The organism is Caulobacter sp. GW821-FHT12A07 (assembly GCF_058807655.1).
The window spans coordinates 59,650-76,127 of sequence record NZ_JBXAQX010000005.1 but is presented as its reverse complement, the minus strand read 5'-3'; the positions used below and the strand labels follow the sequence as shown (position 1 = coordinate 76,127).

Genomic DNA, 16,478 nt, shown 5'->3' with positions numbered 1-16,478 from the left:
CCCCCGAAGTGCGCGCGAGGGCGCCTTACTTTTCAGCGAGCGACGAAGGTCGACCGACCCCTGGTGGAAACCGGCGAAGAAACGCCCCTTTCGGCCTTGTTCACGGCGCCGTCGTTCCTAGATAGCCCGGACGCATGGAATCCTCAGGCCACGGAATGATCGCCCTGCAGCGCGAGATCGCTGCCGCCCCCGTCGCGCCGGTCGTCCTGATCGTCGAGGACGATCCGGCCCTGCGCACCCTCCTGATGCGCCTGCTGCGCGAGGAGGGCTTCCAGCCGCTCAGCGCCGCCCACGGGGCCGAGATGGCCCGGGTGCTGGAGACCAACAGCGTCGACATCATCCTGCTCGATGTCATGCTGCCCGGCAGCAACGGCTTTGACCTGTGCCGCAGCGTGCGCCGTGAAAGCGACGTGCCGATCGTCATGCTCAGCGCCCGCGACGACGAGACCGACCGCCTGATCGGCCTGGAGCTCGGCGCCGACGACTATATCGGCAAGCCCTTCAGCCAGAAGGAGCTGATCGCCCGCATCCGGGCCATCCTGCGCCGCGCCCAGGGCAACACCCAGTCCAGCCAGCCGCGCGGCCATCAGCAGATGGTGTTCGCCGGCTGGCAGCTCGATCCGGGCCGCCGCGAGCTGCTGTCGCCCGACGGCGCCTTCGTCGACCTGTCGGGGGCCGAGTTCGACCTGCTGCTGGCCTTCCTGTCGTCGCCCCAGCGGGTGATCGGCCGCGAGCGCCTCTTGGAAATGTCGCGCGCCCGCATCTCCGACGCCTCGGACCGCAGCATCGACGTGCTGGTCAGCCGGCTGCGCCGCAAACTGGCGGTCAGCGGCCAGGCCGAGGCGCTGCTGCGCACCGTGCGCGGCGTCGGCTACATCTTCACGGCGGCGGTGGAGCGTCGATGAAGCCTTTGCGGCTGTGGCCGCAGCGTCTGGTCGGCCAGGTCACCCTGGTCCTGATGCTGGCCGTGGCCCTGGAATTCGTCGGCAGCTCGATCCTGTTCGAGAACAGCCGCCTCTATCCCAATCGCGACAACCAGGTGCGACGCGCCGCCGAGCAGCTGGTCACCGCCGAGGCCATCCTCGAGACCCGCCCCGAGCACGAGCGGGCCGCCCGCGCCGCCGGCCTGTCGGCCCGTCCCAACGAGATCGGCTGGACCGCCCTGCCGAGCCTGGTCGATCGCGAACGCGCCGCCGAGCGCAAGCTGAAGGACCAGTTCCGCGACGCCGAGCCCAGCCTCGTGCGGCGCGAGCTGCGGATGAACACCGAGACCGACCACGCCCTGCCCCGCGACACCCACCTGAAGGTGGCGCTGAAGATGCGCGACGGCTCGTGGGTGTGGATGAAGACCAAGATCCGCGCCGCGCCCTGGGCCGTGGTGCTCAGCAGCTTCGGCTCGGCCTTCATTCTGGGCCTGGGCGTCATCGCCGCCGCCGCCCTGGTGCTGCGCAACCTCAGCCGGCCGCTTCGAGCGCTGGCCGAGGCCGCCGACAAGGTCGGCCAGGGCGAGCGCATGCGCGTCGCCGAGACCGGGGCCGGCGACCTGAAACTGGTCGCCAAGGCCTTCAACGCCATGCAGGACCGCATCGCCGGCCTGCTGCAGACCCGCACCGAGGCCCTGGCCGCCGTCGGCCACGACCTGCGCACGCCCCTGGCCCGGCTCAGCCTGCGCGCCGGCTTCGTCCAGGACGCCGCCGCCCGCGAGGCCCTGGAAGCCGACGTCGCCGAGATGACGGCCATGCTCGACTCGCTGCTGGCCTATCTCGGCGGCCAGGAGGATCCCGAGCCGCCGCGCCGCACCGACATCGCCGCCATCGCCATGACCCTGGTCGACGACGCCACCGACTCCGAGCGCGAGGCCAGCTACGAGGGTCCTGAACACCTGCCGGTCCACGCCCGACCGCTGTCCTTGAAGCGGGCGATCAGCAACCTGGTCGAGAACGCCCTGCACTACGGCGGCGAGGCCCGCCTGAGCCTGGTCCGCGACGGCCGGCTGGTGATCCTGGCGGTCGAGGACAGCGGCCCCGGCATCCCCGAGGAAGAACTGGCCCACGTCCTCGAACCCTTCAACCGCCTCGACAGCGCCCGCGCCCGCAACACGGCGGGCCTGGGCCTTGGCCTGACCATCGTCCAGCAGATCCTCAAGCGCGAAGGCGGCGAACTGGTGCTGAAGAACCGCCCCGAGGGCGGGTTGCGCGCCGAGGTGCGGCTGCCGGCCCTCTGATCCCTCTCCCCTTGCGGGAGAGGGTGGCCTGCGAAGCAGGTCGGGTGAGGGGTCTCTCAGATCTCAACGCCGCGTGCAGCGGCCAGGCCGGGCGCGATGTCGGATGTCTGAGAGACCCCTCATCCGACGGCCTTCGGCCGCCACCTTCTCCCGCAAGGGGAGAAGGATCGGGCTCTACGCACACTGCTCACACGGCGTAATTGGAAAAGAGTCCAACCAACTCAACGTCCTGCAACTTTATCACCCCGACTTATCCTCCCCTGCTCAACCCGCCCCATAATCAAAGCCATCCCAGCCATGGGGAGGGCTCTTGGTACCGGCCCGAGTTAGCGGCTGTGGATCGCATCGAGCGGGGCCGCTTGTTGCGTCATGGGAAGGGCGGGTTTGCAGGATCGCTCAGAAGGCGTGATTGGGCCGCCAGCCGTTCCGTGACGAGACTTGCGGGTCGACAGGGCCGGGATAGTTTCAAACCGGCCTAACAGGATCAGCCGAGGCGCCGCCGGATCACCGCGGGGCTATTGATCCTGCCCGTCCGAGGGACAACCGGGTCCAGGGTTGAAAAAGCACCCGCGCCCCCGGTCCTTCGAGCCTACGATGTGGCGGAGCGGTCAGACGAAGCCGAAACGCTAAACCACATCACGGTCTCCGGCCTCCGCCCGGCCGCTCCGCGCCTCCCCATCAACTTTCGTGAGTTTTCACGGGAGGCCGAGAAGCCGTGCCCAAAACCCCCTCAGTCGCTCCGCGACAGCTCCCCCAGAGGGGGAGCATCTGCGGCGTAGATCCTCCCCCTCTGGGGGAGGTGGCCCGGAGGGCCGGAGGGGGTCTTCGCAGGCCCTCAGACACCCTTTGACACAAACCCGCTGCATCGCAGCAAAGGCCGCCCCCCAACTTCCTCCCTAGCGTGGCGGTCCAGCCGCGCCGCGCCGCGACGTCCGTTTCCCCCTTTCCCCGGACGTCGCGGCCATCGCACGGAGGTTCCCTTGGAACAGTTTCTCGAACGCGCCGCCCTCTTCCGCGGCCAGGTCTTTCCCGCCCAGAGCGCCCTCTACGAGCGCCTGGCCAGCCACGGCCAGAGCCCCAAGGCCCTGATGATCTCCTGCGCCGACAGCCGCGTCGTGCCCGAGCTGATCACCCAGGCCGCGCCCGGCGATCTCTTCGTCTGCCGCAACGCCGGCAATATCGTGCCGCCGTTCTCCCAGGCCAACGGCGGGGTCTCCTCGGCCGTCGAATACGCCGTCGTGGCGCTGGGCGTGCGCGACATCGTCGTCTGCGGCCACTCCGACTGCGGGGCCATGAAGGCCTTCTCGCATCCGGAAGCCCTGGAGAAGATGCCCAACGTCGCCGCCTGGCTGCGCCACGCCCACGCCGCCCACAGCGTGGTCTGCAACGCCTATCACGGCCTGGGCGACCATGAGCGCACCCGCGCCCTGTCGCTCGAGAACGTCGTCGTCCAGATCAACCACCTGCGCACGCACCCCTCGGTCGCCTCGGGCCTGGCCAAGGGCGAGCTGACCCTGCACGGCTGGTTCTTCGAGATCGAGACCGGCCAGATCCAGGCCTACAACGGCGACACCGGCCAGTTCGAACAGGTCTACGAAGGCGCGCCCCTCCCCGTCGCCCAGCGCCCGAGCCGTCGCATGGTCGCCGCCGACCACCTGGGCATCGCCGCCGAATGACCCGCCCCGCCGTTTCCTCCCCCAACGGTGGCAAGCCCGGTCTGACGGCGTTCCTGTCGCGTGACCTGACCGCCTCGATCGTCGTCTTCCTGGTGGCGATGCCCCTCTGCATGGGCATCGCCGTCGCCTCCGGCGTGCCGGCCGAGCGCGGCCTGATCACCGGCATCATCGGCGGCATCATCGTCGGCGCCCTGGCCGGCTCGCCCTTGCAGGTCAGCGGCCCGGCCGCGGGTCTCGCCGTCATCGTCTTCGAGATCGTCGCCAAGCACGGCCTGTCGACCCTCGGGCCGATCCTCGTGCTGGCCGGCCTCGTCCAGCTGATCGCCGGCGCCCTGCGCCTTGGCCAATGGTTCCGCGCCATCTCGCCGGCCGTCGTCCACGGCATGCTGGCCGGTATCGGCGTGCTGATCGTCGCGGGCCAGCTGCACGTGCTGTTCGGCGACAAGCCCAAAGCCAACGGCCTCGACAACCTGATGGCCATCCCGGCGGCCCTCGGCGGCCTGTCGGCCTCGACCTTCGGCGGCGCGGAAGCGGCTTTGCTGGTCGGCGTCGTCACCATCGGCTCGATCCTGCTGTGGGAAAAGATCCGTCCCGCCAAGCTGAAGCTCGTCCCCGGCGCCCTGCTCGGCGTGCTGGCAGGCACCTTCGTGGCCATGGGCTTTGGCCTCGACGTTCAGAAGATCGCCGTGCCGGAATCGATCGGGGCCGCCATCGCGATCCCCGGCCTTGGCGACTTCGCCAAGCTGATGGATCCGATGATCGTGCTGACCGCCGTGGCGGTGGCCTTCATCGCCTCGGCCGAGACCCTGCTGTCGGCGGCCGCCGTCGACCGCATGCACGATGGTCCCCGCACCAAGTACAACAAGGAGCTGTTCGCCCAGGGCGTCGGCAACATGATGTGCGGCGCGGTCGGCGCCCTGCCGATGACCGGCGTGATCGTGCGCAGCTCGGCCAACGTCCAGGCCGGCGCGGTCACCCGCCTGTCGGCGATCATGCACGGCGTCTGGATCCTGGCCTTCGTGGCCCTGCTGCCTTTCGTCCTGCGCCAGGTGCCCAGCGCCGCCCTCGCCGGCGTGCTGGTGGTCACCGGCTGGAAGCTGGTCAGCCTCGACCACGTGCGTCACCTGTTCGCCCGCTACGGCCTGCTGCCGGCGCTGATCTGGGCCGCGACCTTCATCATGGTCGTCGCCACGGACCTGCTCACCGGCGTCCTGGTCGGCCTGGCCCTGACCATCGTCGAGCTGCTGCCGAACCTGAAGAAGATGCGCCTGCGCATCGACCAGCGCGACGTCGGCGAACAGGAGCAGGAAATCCGCCTCGAGGGCGCGGCGACCTTCGTGCAGCTGCCGAAGATCACCAAGGCCCTGGACGCGGCGCCGGACGGCGGCGTCGTCCGCCTCGACACCAGCGCCCTGACCGTGCTCGACCACACCGCCACCGAGGTGCTCAGCGAGTGGGTCAAGAGCAAGGAGCGCACGGGATCGAAGGTCGAGCTGCCGCCCGCCTGCGTGTTCGGCGCCCGCCTGCGGCCCGCCGGCGCCCACTGACCCTGCCCCGCCCCCGGGGACGGCCGCCCGCCGTCCCCGGGGTTCTTTTCGATGCGAGACCCTAGAGATTCACCGATGAACAAGGCCCAGGAACGCGCCGCCGACGTGACGGCCCAGGTGCTTTGCGCCTATCTGAACAACAACGTCGTCTCGACCGACGACCTGCCCGACCTCGCCGCCCGCACCTATGCGGCGCTGGAGGCGGTGTTCTCGACGCCCGCCGCGCCGGTCGAACGGCCTAGCCCCGACGAGATCGCCGCCAGCGTCAGCGACGACGCGATCATCAGCTTCGAGAACGGCCGCCGCTACCGCTCGCTCAAGCGCCACCTCAACAGCCTGGGCCTGACCGAGCAGGAATACCGCGCCAAGTGGGGACTGCCCGACGACTATCCGCTGGTCGCCGCCAGCTTCTCGGACCTACGCTCGACCGCCGCCCGCGCCGCGCGGTTCGGCACGCGGGGCTGACCACAACGAAAAAGGCCCGCCGTGCTGGCGGGCCTTTCCTTGCGTCTACCAGGCGCCGGTGTTGGGCATTGAGGCCCAGGGCTCGGCGGGCGGCAGGCTGCCGTCCTGCAGCAGCTCCACCGAGATGCCGTCGGGAGAGCGGACGAAAGCCATGTGGCCGTCGCGCGGCGGACGGTTGATGACCACGCCCATATCGGCCAGGCGCTGGCAGGTCTCGTAGATGTCGTCGACCCGATAGGCCAGGTGACCGAAGTTGCGGCCGCCCTGATAGTCTTCGGTGTCCCAGTTGAAGGTCAGCTCGACCAGCGGCGCCTTGCGCTCCTTGGCCAGCTCGATGTCCTCGGGTGCTGCGAGAAACACCAGGGTGAACCGGCCCTTCTCGTTCTCCATCCGGTACATCTCCTGGAGGCCCAGGCCTTCGCAGTAGAAGCGCAGCGAGGCGTCGAGATCCTTCACGCGGACCATGGTGTGCAGATAGCGCAAGGGAGCCTCCCAAGTGTTGCGAAGCGCCGATATAGCCGATCGATCAAGCCGTCGCGACCTTGCCGCGCGTCTGGCGACGCCAGAGGGCCGCGTATTCGCCGTCGGCCGCCAGGAGGTCGGCGTGCGGACCGCGCTCGACCACCTTGCCCCGGCGCAGGACGATGATCTCGTCGGCGTCGGCGATGGTCGACAGCCGGTGGGCCACGACCAGGGTCGTGCGCCCTTCCCGGGCCTTGCGCAGCGTCGCCTGGATCGCCGCCTCGGTGCGGCTGTCCAGCGCGCTGGTGGCCTCGTCGAGGATCAGCACCCGCGGGTCGGCCAGCAGCGCCCGGGCGATGCCCACCCGCTGGCGTTCGCCGCCCGACAGCTTCAGGCCCCGCTCGCCGACCTTGGTGTCCATGCCTTCCGGCAGATTGCCGATGAAGTCGCCCAGCTCCGCCGACCGTGCGGCGCCCCAGACCTCTTCCTCGGTCGCGTCAGGCCGCCCGAAGGCGATGTTGGCGGCGATGGTGTCGTTGAACAGAGCCACGTCCTGCGGCACCAGCGCCACGGCCCGCCGCAGCGAGACCTGGGTCAGCGCCTTCAGGTCATGGCCGTCCAGCGTCACCCGGCCGGCCTGCGGATCGATCATGCGCAGGGCCAGGCGCACCAGCGTCGTCTTGCCGGCGCCCGAGGGGCCGACGATGGCGACGGTCTGGCCGGGCTTGGCGACGAAGCCGACGTCCGTCAGCCCGTCCGACCGCGCGCCGTGACGGAACGAGACGCCCTCGAAGGCCACGGCCCCGCCCCGGCGGTCGCCGGTCGGCGGCAGGTCGATGGCGTCCGGCGCATCGGCGACGTCGGCGCCCTGGCGGCGCAGGTCCATCATCGACTCCATGTCGATGAACGACTGGCGGATCTCGCGATAGGCGAAGCCGAGGAAGTTCAGCGGCTGGTACAGGTTCACGAGGATCAGCACGACGGCGGTGATGTCGCCCGGGCCGATGTGGCCGGCGGCGGCTTCCGAGCCGGCCAGCACGGCCATGACCGCCAGGCCCAGGCTCATGACCAGCGACTGGACCACGTTCAGCAGCGACAGCGAGTTGGTCGCCTTGATCTGGGCCGCGCCGTAGGTCTTCAAGGCCTGCTCATAGGCGGCGACCGCCCGGTCCTCGGCTCCGAAGGTCTTGACCGTCTCGTAGTTCAGCAAGGCGTCGACGGCCCGGCTGGCCGCCTCGGCGTCGGCTTCGTTGAGCACGCGGCGATGGCCGATCCGCCAGTTGGAGATCGAGAAGGTCAGGACGCCGTAGATCACGACCGTGACGATCGCCGTCGCCGCGAACCGCCAGTCATAAGCCCGCGCCAGCACGGCGGCGGCCAGCACCAGTTCGACCAGGGTCGGGGCGATGTTGAAGACCAGGCCCCGGATCAGGAAATCCATGGCCCGCGCGCCGCGGTCGATGGTCCGCGACAGGGCGCCGGTCCGCTTGGTCTGGTGGAAGTCGATCGACAGCGACAGGGCGTGGGCGAAGGTCTCGGTCGCCGCGCGGTTCTGGGCCGCCTGGGCGACGGGCGTGAACACCGCGTCGCGGGCCTGGGGCGCGGCGGCGGCGATGAAGCGCACGCCGGCCCAGCCCAGCGCCAGGGCGCCGAACGACAAGGTCACCTGGGTGGCCGCGCCCTGCCCGGCCGTCAGCCGGTTGACCGCCGCGCCCAGCAGCAGCGGTGCGGCCACGCCCAGCGCCTTGCCGGCGAAGGTCAGGATCAGGGCCGCCGTCAGTCGCCAGCTCAGGCCCGGCGCCTTCGAGCGCAGGACGAGGCGCAGCAGCTCCGCCAGCGCCTCCCAGCCGGAGACCGGGCGTGAGGCTTCCGGCGCCGTGCGGGCCTGATCACGACCGGCCGAAGAAAAGCCCCTCACGAGCCGGTTCCCGGCGTGAACAGCATGGTGGTCTGGATCCCGCCGCCAGGCGTCATCCAGTCGGCGCGCCAGCCGCTTTCGAAGCGCTCGGCGTGCAGGGGGCCGCCGGTCAGCCGTCCGGGCGGCGACACGTCCAGGCGGACGAGGTTCTCGCCGCCCTCGCCGGCCACCTGCACGGTGTGCGAACCCGGGCCCAGTGGCTGGGTGAGGGACAGGCTGAAGCGTCCCTGGGCGTCGACCTTGCCTTCGGCCTGGGTGGCGCGGTCGACGCGGACGCCGAAGCCGGCGCCGGGCCGGCCGACGCCGGAAATCACCGCCCCGCCCTCGCGGTCGAAGTCGATGGCCAGGATGCGCGGCGAATCGGACGGTCCCGACAGCGGCTCGGTGCCGCCGCCGGCCCGCAACAGGGCGACCGCGCCTTCCGGGGCGACGAAGAGGTAGCCTTCGGCCTGGACGGTGCGACCCTCGCGGGTCATCGACAGGCCAAAGAGACGGGGTTCGGCCGCGCCGGGCAGGATCGCGCGCCAGAGACCGCCCGCGTCCGCCTCGGTGCTGACGGCCTGTCCGGTGGGCGAGCCCAGGCGCACGGAGGCCCCGGGAGCCGCGGATCCAGACACGGCCACGCCGCCGGCCTCGACCGCTGCGGTCACCACCTTGGGCGGCGCGAGATAGGCCGCTTCCGGGTCGCGGGCCGGCTGGGCGGCCGGCGTTTCCCGGCCCCAGTTGCGCCGCCCCGCGTCGTCGCAGCCCGCCAGGGTCGCGACGAGCGCCATGGACGCTGCGAGCGCCAGGGGCCACGGCTTGAAAGCGGCCTTGCGAATCCCGATCATGCGCCTTCCCAGTCTGGCGTCGGCCTGCGGCCGAGCCTGAAACATCTATGGCGCGCCCTTCCCGCTGGGAGCCGCGCCTTTTCTTTTGTTGGAGTGGACGACGATGCCCGACCTGTCTAGCGCCCTGGGATCGGTCTGCGTCTACTGCGGCTCATCGAACACGGCCGACCCGGCCTATCTGCAGGCGGCCTACGACATCGGCGGCGACTTCGCCCGGTCGGGGATCAAGCTCGTGTACGGCGGCGGCGGCGTCGGCCTGATGGGCGCGGCCGCGCGTGGCGCGCACGACGCTGGCGGCAAGGTGCTGGGTATCATCCCCGAGTTCCTGCGCGGCCGCGAACAGCCCTTCGACGACGTCGAGACGGTGATCGTCACCTCGATGCACGAGCGCAAGATGCTGATGTTCGAGCGCTCGGACGCCTTCGTCGTGTTGCCCGGCGGCATCGGCACGCTCGAGGAGATCATCGAGCTGCTGTCCTGGCGGCGCCTCGACCTGCATCGCAAGCCGATCGTCTTCCACAATCCCGACGGCTTCTGGAATCCGCTGTTCGCCCTGCTCCACCACACGATCGAGCGCGGGCTGACGCCGCCGGCGCTGGCCAACGCCTGGGTCTCGGTCACGGAGGCTTCGGAAGTGACGCGGGCCGTGCTGGCCTGGGGTCTGGACGTCGATCGCGACCACGAGATCGACGTTCGCCGATTGACTTAGTTTTCAATCACAACGAACAATGTGATCAGCGTCCACCTAGAAATAGGACGCGGGGATAGGAGATGTCCATGCGTATGCTTCTGCTCGGCGGTTTCGCCGCGATTTCGCTCGTCGGCGCGGCCCAGGCCGCGACTTCCGAAGGCGCCATGCTCGTGCTCAAGGCGCCGCCGGCCAAGGCCGAACTCATTCATGACGGCGCGATCTGGCGCTGCACCGGCACCGTCTGCAAGGCGCCGACGGTCAAGGCCCTTCCGGCCGGCCGCAGCTGCCGCAAGATCGTGGCCGAGCTCGGGGCCGTGTCGGCCTTCACGTGGCGCGGCGATGCGCTTGACGCCGCCGGCATCGAGGAATGCAACGCGGCGGCCAAGCCGTAAGCCCTCCCCGACAAAGCGTCGGATTTCACGCCATCCCGGACCGACCGGGATGGCGTTTTTCTTTGGTGAGAGGCGCTGAGGCGCTACTTCCTGTCCGAAGTCTTGGACGGCCGCTGCGGCGGCTTGGAGGTTCCGGGGCGAGGCCCGACCAGCAGTCCGCCCATCAGGGCGAAGGACAGCATGGCGTGGTTCATCTTCGTCACGTTCATGGCGGCGTCTCCTTGACCAGCCCGGAGCGGTTCAGGAGGGCTTCCTGAAAACGCTCCACTTGTTACGGGACCGGTCGGCAGACCGGCCCAGCCAGAAAGAGACGCGCGCGGCTTACAGGGACTCGCACCCTCCTAGTCGTCAGCGCGTCATGGGCGAAGATGCGCTCAAGCTCGCCCATGACAAGCAAAATATTCCGGGTTCGGACGATGTCCGCATGCTGAAAATGATCGCCGGCGGGACAGGTCAGTCACCGCGAATATTGTCAGTCAACGAATGAATTAGTGAAGCGTGGCTCCGTCCCGCTCCATCAGCTCATGGGTGACGGCTTCGCTCACCGCGTCGGGCTTGCCGGCGGCGGCGATGATGTTGGCCGCGGCGCGCAGCATGACGGGTTCGATACGGTCGGCCTCGCAGCCGACCAGCTCGGCGGCCAGTTCCGGCAGGTCGGCGCACAGGCGCAGCTGGCCCGCGATCCGTTGCAGGGCGTAGTTTTCCTCCAGCCCCGGGTCGTTGGCGACCACGCCGACCAGGAGCGACAGGGCAGTTTCCAGCTTGTCGGCGCGCGCCTTGGCCTCGCGGGCCTGGTCGAGCAGGAGGCGGGCGCTGGAGTCCATGGCCTCCAGGGTGTCGGCCAGTTTTTCCGGGGAGAGACCTTGGAGGGCTTCGGGGCGGAGCATCACATTCACCGTGCAGTCGATCGGGTATTCTGCTGCGTTGAACGGTCGCACCCTCGCCGACGGGGCGGTGAAAATCGCGCTTTCAGAAAAAAGGCCGCCCGCGTCGGCGTGACGCAGGCGGCCTCTTTCGAAAAACAGCGTCGTTCCGTGGGCGGCGCCGTTTCTTAGGTGGTGTTAGGCCGCGGCGCCGAACGACAGCCCCTCGTAGCGGCGCAGGTGGTGATCGACCGAGCCGAACAGGCCCTCGATGATCGTGCCGCGCTTGAAGTAGTGGCCTATCGCCAGCTCATCGGTCATGCCCATGCCGCCGTGGATCTGGATGGCGTTCTGGCCGACGAACTTGAGGGCCCGACCGATGCGCACCTTGGCGGCCGACACGGCCTTGGCGCGCTCGGCGTCGCTTTCGTCGAGCTTGATGGTGGACATGTAGGTCATCGACACCGACTGCTCCAGCTCGATGAACATGTCGACCATGCGGTGCTGCAGCACCTGGAAGTCGGCGATGGCGCGGCCGAACTGCTTGCGTTGCTTGGCGTAGTCCAAGGTGCCCTCGTGCAGCTTGCGCAGCACGCCCACGCCTTCGGCCAGGCTGGCGGCGGTGGCCTCGTCGATGACCTTCTCGACCAGCGGCAGGCCCGCCCCCTCCTCGCCGATCAGGGCGTCGGCCGGGATCGAGACGTTCTCGAAATAGACCTCCGAGGCGCGGCCGCCGTCGACGGTGGGATAGTCGCGGGTGACGACGCCCGGCAGGCTCTTGTCGATCAGGAACACCGACACGCCCGAGGCCTCGCGCTGGCTTCCGCCGGTGCGGGCGGTGACGACGAGGTGCGAAGCGAACGGCGCGCCGACCACCACGGCCTTGTGGCCGTTCAGGATCCAGCCCGAACCGTCCTTCCTGGCGGTCGTCTTCAGGTCGCTCCAGGTGTAGCGGCCCTGGGGTTCGGCATAGGCGAAGGCGATGGTCGTGGTTCCGGCGACGATGCCCTCGATCACCGAGGCGGCGCCGGCGTAGCCCGAATGCTTCATGAAGCCGCCGCCGATGACGACCGTGCCCAGATAGGGCTCGATGACGAGCGCTTTGCCGAACTCCTCCATGATGATCATGTTGTCGATCGCGCCGCCGCCCAGACCGCCCAGCTCCTCGCTGAACGAGGCCCCCAGGATGCCCAGCTCCTCGGCGAAGGCCTGCCAGTAGTCGGCGCGCCAGCCGCTTTCCGAGGCCACGATCTTACGGCGGGTCTCGAAGTCGTACTTGTCCTGCAGGAAGCTCGCGACCGTGTCGCGGACCATCGACTGCTCTTCGGTGAAGTTGAAATCCATCCCTGAAATCCCTTGTTCTCAAAGCTCCGAGGCCGCGTTCCGCCGGGCCTGCCAGGAGCGTCGTTGATTGGATTGTGAAGCCCTACCCGTTTCCGGGGAGGGAGAAGACGTCAGAGACCGAGCACCATCTTGGCGATGATGTTGCGCTGGATCTCGTTGGAGCCGCCGTAGATCGAGGTCTTGCGGACGTTGAAATAGGTCGGCGCGGCGCGGTGGGCGAAGTCGGGGCCGATGGGGTGGGCGTTGTCGCCGTCCTTCGGGAAACCGCGGAAATAGGGCGCGCCATAGTGGCCGGCCGCCTCGAGGGCCAATTCGGTGATCCGCTGCTGGATCTCGGTGCCCTTGATCTTCAGGACGCTGGATTCGGGACCGGGGCCCTTGCCGGCGGCCTCGCCCGCCAGGGTGCGCAGTTCGGTGTATTCCAGCGCCGTCAGGTCGATCTCCAGTTCGGAGATCTTGCGCTTGAACATCGGGTCCTTGATCAGCGCGTCGCCGTCGTCCGAAAGCTCGGTCGAGGCGATGGCGCGGATGCGTTCGATGCCGCGCTTGGAACGGGCGACACCGGCGATGCCGGAGCGCTCGTGGGCCAGCAGGAACTTGGCGCAGGTCCAGCCCTTGTTCTCGTCGAAGATGCGGTTCTCGACCGGCACCTTGACGTTCTCGAGCCAGACTTCGTTGACCTCGTGCTCGCCGCCCAGGGTGATGATCGGGCGCACGGTGACGCCCGGCGACTTCATGTCGATCAGCAGGAACGAGATGCCTTCCTGGATCTTGGCGTTCGGGTCGGTGCGGACCAGGCAGAAGATCCAGTCGCCGTGCTGGGCCAGGGTGGTCCAGGTCTTCTGGCCGTTGACCAGATAGTATTCCTTGCCGTCGTCGCCGTTGAAGCGCTCGGCCTTGGTCTTGAGGCTGGCCAGGTCGGAGCCGGCGCCCGGCTCGCTGTAGCCCTGGGCCCACCAGATCTCGCCCGACAGGGTCGGCGGCAGGAAACGTTCCTTCTGCTCGGGCGTGGCGAAGGTGTAGATCACCGGCCCGACCATGTTGATGCCGAAGGGCAGGATCGGCACGCAGTCGGCGCGGGCGGTCTCTTCCGACCAGATGTAGCGCTGAACCGAGGTCCAGCCCGGGCCGCCGTACTTCTGGGGCCAGGCCGGGGCGACCCAGCCCTTCTTGGCGAGCGTGCGGTGCCAGGAGAGGAAGTCCTCCTTGGACATCTCCTCGCCCTCCTCCTGCCGCTCGCGCAGGCCCTCGGGGTAGTTCTGGGCGATGAAGGCGCGAACCTCGTCGCGGAAGGCCAGGTCTTCAGGCGAAAAGTCGAGGTTCATGGCAGGCTCCCGAACATGGCCGACTGGGGCGGCCTTCTCTGTTGTTTCGGGGCGATGATAGGAGCCAAACGAGCGTTTGGAAAGATGACGCTTGGGTCAACGTAAACGGCGTTCACCCAAGCTTCGGGAAGTACGTCAGCGAACCTCGCAGGCCAGGCGCACGAGCGCCACGGCAGATGCGCCGCCGACGCCTTCCTCGCCCTCGATCTCCAGCGACAGCAGCGGCGACTTGCCCAGCTTCTCCAGCAGGCGGGCGTGGCCCGGGCCGGCGACATGCGCGGCGACGGCGTGGGCGATCAGGTCGGGATCGATGGCGTGCAGCACGGCGGCGGCGGCCGCGGCGGCGTAGCCGTCGAGCAGAACCGGGATCTTCTGGACGCGGGCGGCCAGGATGGCCCCGGCGACGGCGGCGGTCTCGCGGCCGCCCAACTGGCGCAGGACCTCCAGCGGATCGGAGAGATCGCCCTCGCCACGCGCGCGCTCGACGGCGGCGGAAACGTCGGCGGTCGCCTCGGTCCAGTCGCCGGCTTCGCCGCCGAACAGGGCCAGGGCGATGGCGGCGGCGTCACGATGGGCTTCGGCGGCGATCACGCCGGGGATCAGCAGGTCGGGCTGCTTGGCCAGGGCTTCCATGCCGAAGGCCATGGTCGCGGCGCATTCCTTCTCGCTCATCGAGGCCTTCTGGCGCGCGTCGGGCGTCGGGCGGTCGATGGCGAGGTCGAAGGCCTCCAGGCCCGCGCCCTGGGCGCCGGCCAGGCGGCAGACGGTCGCGCCGCCCGAGGCGACGGCTTCAAGGCGATCGCGAGCGTAACCGCGCGGACCGACACCCTGCCGAGCGCCGGCATAGAGGGCGATAACCGGCCGGTTGACCGAAGGGGGATTGCGGCCGGTCCAGGCCGTCAGCCAGGCCGAAATCTCGGCCAGACGGCCGCCGTCGGCCGGAGGGACGAAGACGCCCGGCGCGGGAAGGTCGGCGGCCAGGCGGCGGATGTCGGCGAAGGGCGAAGCGGCGGCGGAAGCGGTCATGGGCGCGGACTTAAACCCGTCCGCGCCCGATGCAAGCGCATCGCGCCAGATTGTTGGCGCGATGCGAAGAAATCAGGCCCGCGAGATCAGCTTTGGCCCAGCGACTTGCAGGCGCCGTCGCGCTCCTCGACCAGGGCCGACTTGGCGGCGCCCTCGGCGTTGGCGGCTTCGCGCTTGGCGTCCAGGCGGGCGCTGTCCGCGCGGTCTTCGGTCGAGCTGTGGCGTCCCTGACGCTGAGTCTTGATCAGCGATTTCAGGGCGGTCGGATCGGCTTCGCCCAAGGCCTTGGTTTCGGTCAGACCCAGGCAGCGGTTGGCGCGGACGAACTGAGCGTCGTTCAGGCGTTCGGCGGCCAGGGCCGGCGCGGCGACGGCGGCGAGCGAGGCGGCGGCGAGCAGGATGACGGTGGTGCGCATGGCATTGTCCCCAGTGGTTGAAATCGGGCCGCGCGATCGCTGGACGTCGAGCGGCTTGCGCGCGACGCCGCGTACGGCGACATTCGGTCATGACTTCCGAGAACCGCCCTCCCCGTCCGATCGTCACCCCTTGCGTGAAGGTGTGCGCGGTGGATGGCGCGAGCGGCTTCTGTCTCGGTTGCCGACGGACCCTGCAGGAGATCGCCGGCTGGTCGCGCTACAGCGACGAGGAGCGCGCGGCGATCATGACCGCCCTGCCCCTTCGCCCCGATCCGATGGAGAGCCTGATGGCCGCCCAGTCGGCTTCGCGCGGTTGAAGCATCCTCAGGTTCTTGAAAGTATCTTCAGGCTCTGCATCAAGGTTGTTCCCGAGGCGTCTTTTCAACGCTGGTGAACATGCGACCTTGGGGCTGAGCTTTGAAGTTAAATCCAGTCAATGAACTTTATTACATGTTGCGGATGGAATGTTACGACGAGTTAACTGGGAATCCTGAAGACACTTTGTTAACCAAGTAAATCCGCATTCCGATTCACGGCTTGAAAACGCCTTTCGCGCTACTGTGCAGTCAATGGTCGTAGAAACGGCCGAAAAGCCTGCAAGGCGGGGTGCTTTCGATGCTCAAGTTCACGGCGATCGCGATTGTCGGTGCGTTGTCGGCGGTAGGTGCGGCCAAGGCCGTGACCTCGCTGGACAGTTCGCTGCGTCAATCGTCACCGGGTCCTGCCACCGCGGCCGCCGCCACCCTGGGCGACGCCGGCGCCGCGCAGCTGACCAAGGGCCCCGACGGCCACTTCTGGGCCGAGGCCAAGGTCGACGGCCGCGCCGTGCGATTCCTGGTCGACACCGGCGCCACCGCCGTCTCGCTGAGCAAGGCCGACGCCCAGCGCCTGGGCATCGACGTCGCCAAGCTGAACTACGAGTACGACGTGGTCACCGCCGACGGCCGCACCCGCGCCGCCTCGGTCAAGCTGGGCAGCGTCGCCATCGCCGGCGCCAAGGTGGCCAATGTCGACGCCCTGGTGATCGAGAGCGGCCTGGAGACCTCGCTGCTGGGCATGAGCTATCTGGGCCGGCTGTCGCGCTTCGAGGCGACCCCGCGATCGCTGATCCTGCACCCCTGAGCCCACACCCCTGTTTCTAGGCCGGGCGCATGATCGCCCGGAATTCTTGCACGATCCCGCAGAACCGTGCTCGCCGCCATTGGCCTCCACGCCCCGCGGCGCTAACCTATCGTCATGCAAACCTCCCCAGCGTCGACGCCTGTCGGCTGCCCTCGCCATCCGGCCCTAGCCGAGGCG

18 protein-coding genes are annotated in these 16,478 nt (G+C 69.0%); 9 read left to right on the top strand and 9 right to left on the bottom strand.

Translation table 11 applies throughout. The annotated features are described in order from the left end of the window. Nucleotides 1-155: 155 nt before the first annotated feature. The 5 genes from AC1RRS_RS12005 to AC1RRS_RS11985 all read left to right on the top strand — a co-directional run bounded on the left by AC1RRS_RS12005 (nt 156) and on the right by AC1RRS_RS11985 (nt 5,912). Nucleotides 156-905 (top strand): response regulator, encoded by a 750-nt coding sequence (locus AC1RRS_RS12005; protein ID WP_487289305.1) that lies wholly within the window; start codon nt 156-158, stop codon nt 903-905. Continuing rightward, on the top strand, nt 902-2,224 hold the full coding sequence (locus AC1RRS_RS12000; RefSeq protein WP_492855363.1) for an ATP-binding protein: 1,323 nt from the start codon (nt 902-904) through the stop codon (nt 2,222-2,224). The genes AC1RRS_RS12005 and AC1RRS_RS12000 overlap by 4 nt, the downstream gene beginning before the upstream one ends. 980 nt (nt 2,225-3,204) lie before the next feature. Further along, on the top strand, nt 3,205-3,900 hold the full coding sequence (locus AC1RRS_RS11995) for a carbonic anhydrase (protein WP_492855362.1): 696 nt from the start codon (nt 3,205-3,207) through the stop codon (nt 3,898-3,900). After that, complete coding sequence (locus AC1RRS_RS11990) at nt 3,897-5,447, top strand: SulP family inorganic anion transporter (RefSeq protein ID WP_492855361.1); 1,551 nt, start codon at nt 3,897-3,899, stop codon at nt 5,445-5,447. Before AC1RRS_RS11995 ends, AC1RRS_RS11990 begins: the two co-directional genes overlap by 4 nt. A 75-nt stretch (nt 5,448-5,522) precedes the next feature. Then, a complete protein-coding gene (locus AC1RRS_RS11985; protein ID WP_158285938.1) occupies nt 5,523-5,912 on the top strand; it encodes a Ros/MucR family transcriptional regulator in 390 nt (129 codons plus the stop codon). Nucleotides 5,913-5,957: 45 nt separating this feature from the next. Here AC1RRS_RS11985 and AC1RRS_RS11980 read toward each other — a convergent pair whose 3' ends face one another. From AC1RRS_RS11980 to AC1RRS_RS11970, 3 genes are read right to left on the bottom strand one after another with little or no spacing between them, the layout of a single operon-like run. Next, complete coding sequence (locus tag AC1RRS_RS11980; RefSeq protein WP_492855360.1) at nt 5,958-6,395, bottom strand: VOC family protein; 438 nt, start codon at nt 6,393-6,395, stop codon at nt 5,958-5,960. Nucleotides 6,396-6,438: 43 nt separating this feature from the next. After that, on the bottom strand, nt 6,439-8,364 hold the full coding sequence (locus AC1RRS_RS11975; protein ID WP_492855618.1) for an ABCB family ABC transporter ATP-binding protein/permease: 1,926 nt from the start codon (nt 8,362-8,364) through the stop codon (nt 6,439-6,441). Further along, nucleotides 8,289-9,122: a hypothetical protein gene (locus AC1RRS_RS11970; RefSeq protein WP_492855359.1), complete on the bottom strand. Its 834-nt coding sequence runs from the start codon at nt 9,120-9,122 to the stop codon at nt 8,289-8,291. Before AC1RRS_RS11970 ends, AC1RRS_RS11975 begins: the two co-directional genes overlap by 76 nt. Nucleotides 9,123-9,225: 103 nt before the next feature. Here AC1RRS_RS11970 and AC1RRS_RS11965 point away from each other — a divergent pair, with 103 nt between their 5' ends. Both AC1RRS_RS11965 and AC1RRS_RS11960 read left to right on the top strand, forming a co-directional pair. Next, nucleotides 9,226-9,831 carry an LOG family protein gene (locus AC1RRS_RS11965; protein WP_492855358.1) on the top strand — a complete coding sequence of 202 codons (606 nt, stop codon included), beginning with the start codon at nt 9,226-9,228 and terminating at the stop codon, nt 9,829-9,831. A 68-nt stretch (nt 9,832-9,899) separates the two neighbouring features. Further along, on the top strand, nt 9,900-10,205 hold the full coding sequence (locus tag AC1RRS_RS11960) for a DUF8200 family protein (protein ID WP_487289297.1): 306 nt from the start codon (nt 9,900-9,902) through the stop codon (nt 10,203-10,205). An 83-nt stretch (nt 10,206-10,288) separates the two neighbouring features. Here AC1RRS_RS11960 and AC1RRS_RS11955 read toward each other — a convergent pair whose 3' ends face one another. From AC1RRS_RS11955 to AC1RRS_RS11930, 6 genes are all read right to left on the bottom strand, one after another. After that, on the bottom strand, nt 10,289-10,414 hold the full coding sequence (locus AC1RRS_RS11955) for a hypothetical protein (RefSeq protein WP_492855357.1): 126 nt from the start codon (nt 10,412-10,414) through the stop codon (nt 10,289-10,291). Between the two features lie 279 nt (nt 10,415-10,693). Further along, on the bottom strand, nt 10,694-11,092 hold the full coding sequence (locus AC1RRS_RS11950; RefSeq protein WP_492855356.1) for a hypothetical protein: 399 nt from the start codon (nt 11,090-11,092) through the stop codon (nt 10,694-10,696). A 174-nt stretch (nt 11,093-11,266) separates the two neighbouring features. Then, the gene (locus AC1RRS_RS11945) at nt 11,267-12,412 is read right to left on the bottom strand and encodes an acyl-CoA dehydrogenase family protein (RefSeq protein WP_492855355.1); all 1,146 of its coding nucleotides are present in this window, start codon (nt 12,410-12,412) and stop codon (nt 11,267-11,269) included. Between the two features lie 110 nt (nt 12,413-12,522). After that, on the bottom strand, nt 12,523-13,737 hold the full coding sequence (locus tag AC1RRS_RS11940) for an acyl-CoA dehydrogenase family protein (RefSeq protein ID WP_492855354.1): 1,215 nt from the start codon (nt 13,735-13,737) through the stop codon (nt 12,523-12,525). 135 nt (nt 13,738-13,872) lie between these two features. Further along, complete coding sequence (locus AC1RRS_RS11935) at nt 13,873-14,763, bottom strand: nicotinate-nucleotide--dimethylbenzimidazole phosphoribosyltransferase (protein ID WP_492855353.1); 891 nt, start codon at nt 14,761-14,763, stop codon at nt 13,873-13,875. Nucleotides 14,764-14,849: 86 nt separating this feature from the next. After that, a complete protein-coding gene (locus AC1RRS_RS11930; protein WP_487289292.1) occupies nt 14,850-15,179 on the bottom strand; it encodes a hypothetical protein in 330 nt (109 codons plus the stop codon). 89 nt (nt 15,180-15,268) lie between these two features. On the opposite strand from AC1RRS_RS11930, the gene AC1RRS_RS11925 reads away from it, so the two are divergent. Then, complete coding sequence (locus AC1RRS_RS11925) at nt 15,269-15,496, top strand: DUF1289 domain-containing protein (protein WP_110121652.1); 228 nt, start codon at nt 15,269-15,271, stop codon at nt 15,494-15,496. Nucleotides 15,497-15,785: 289 nt separating this feature from the next. Next, nucleotides 15,786-16,301, top strand: coding sequence for a TIGR02281 family clan AA aspartic protease (locus AC1RRS_RS11920; protein WP_110121651.1), 516 nt, complete (start codon nt 15,786-15,788; stop codon nt 16,299-16,301). Nucleotides 16,302-16,478: the final 177 nt, after the last annotated feature.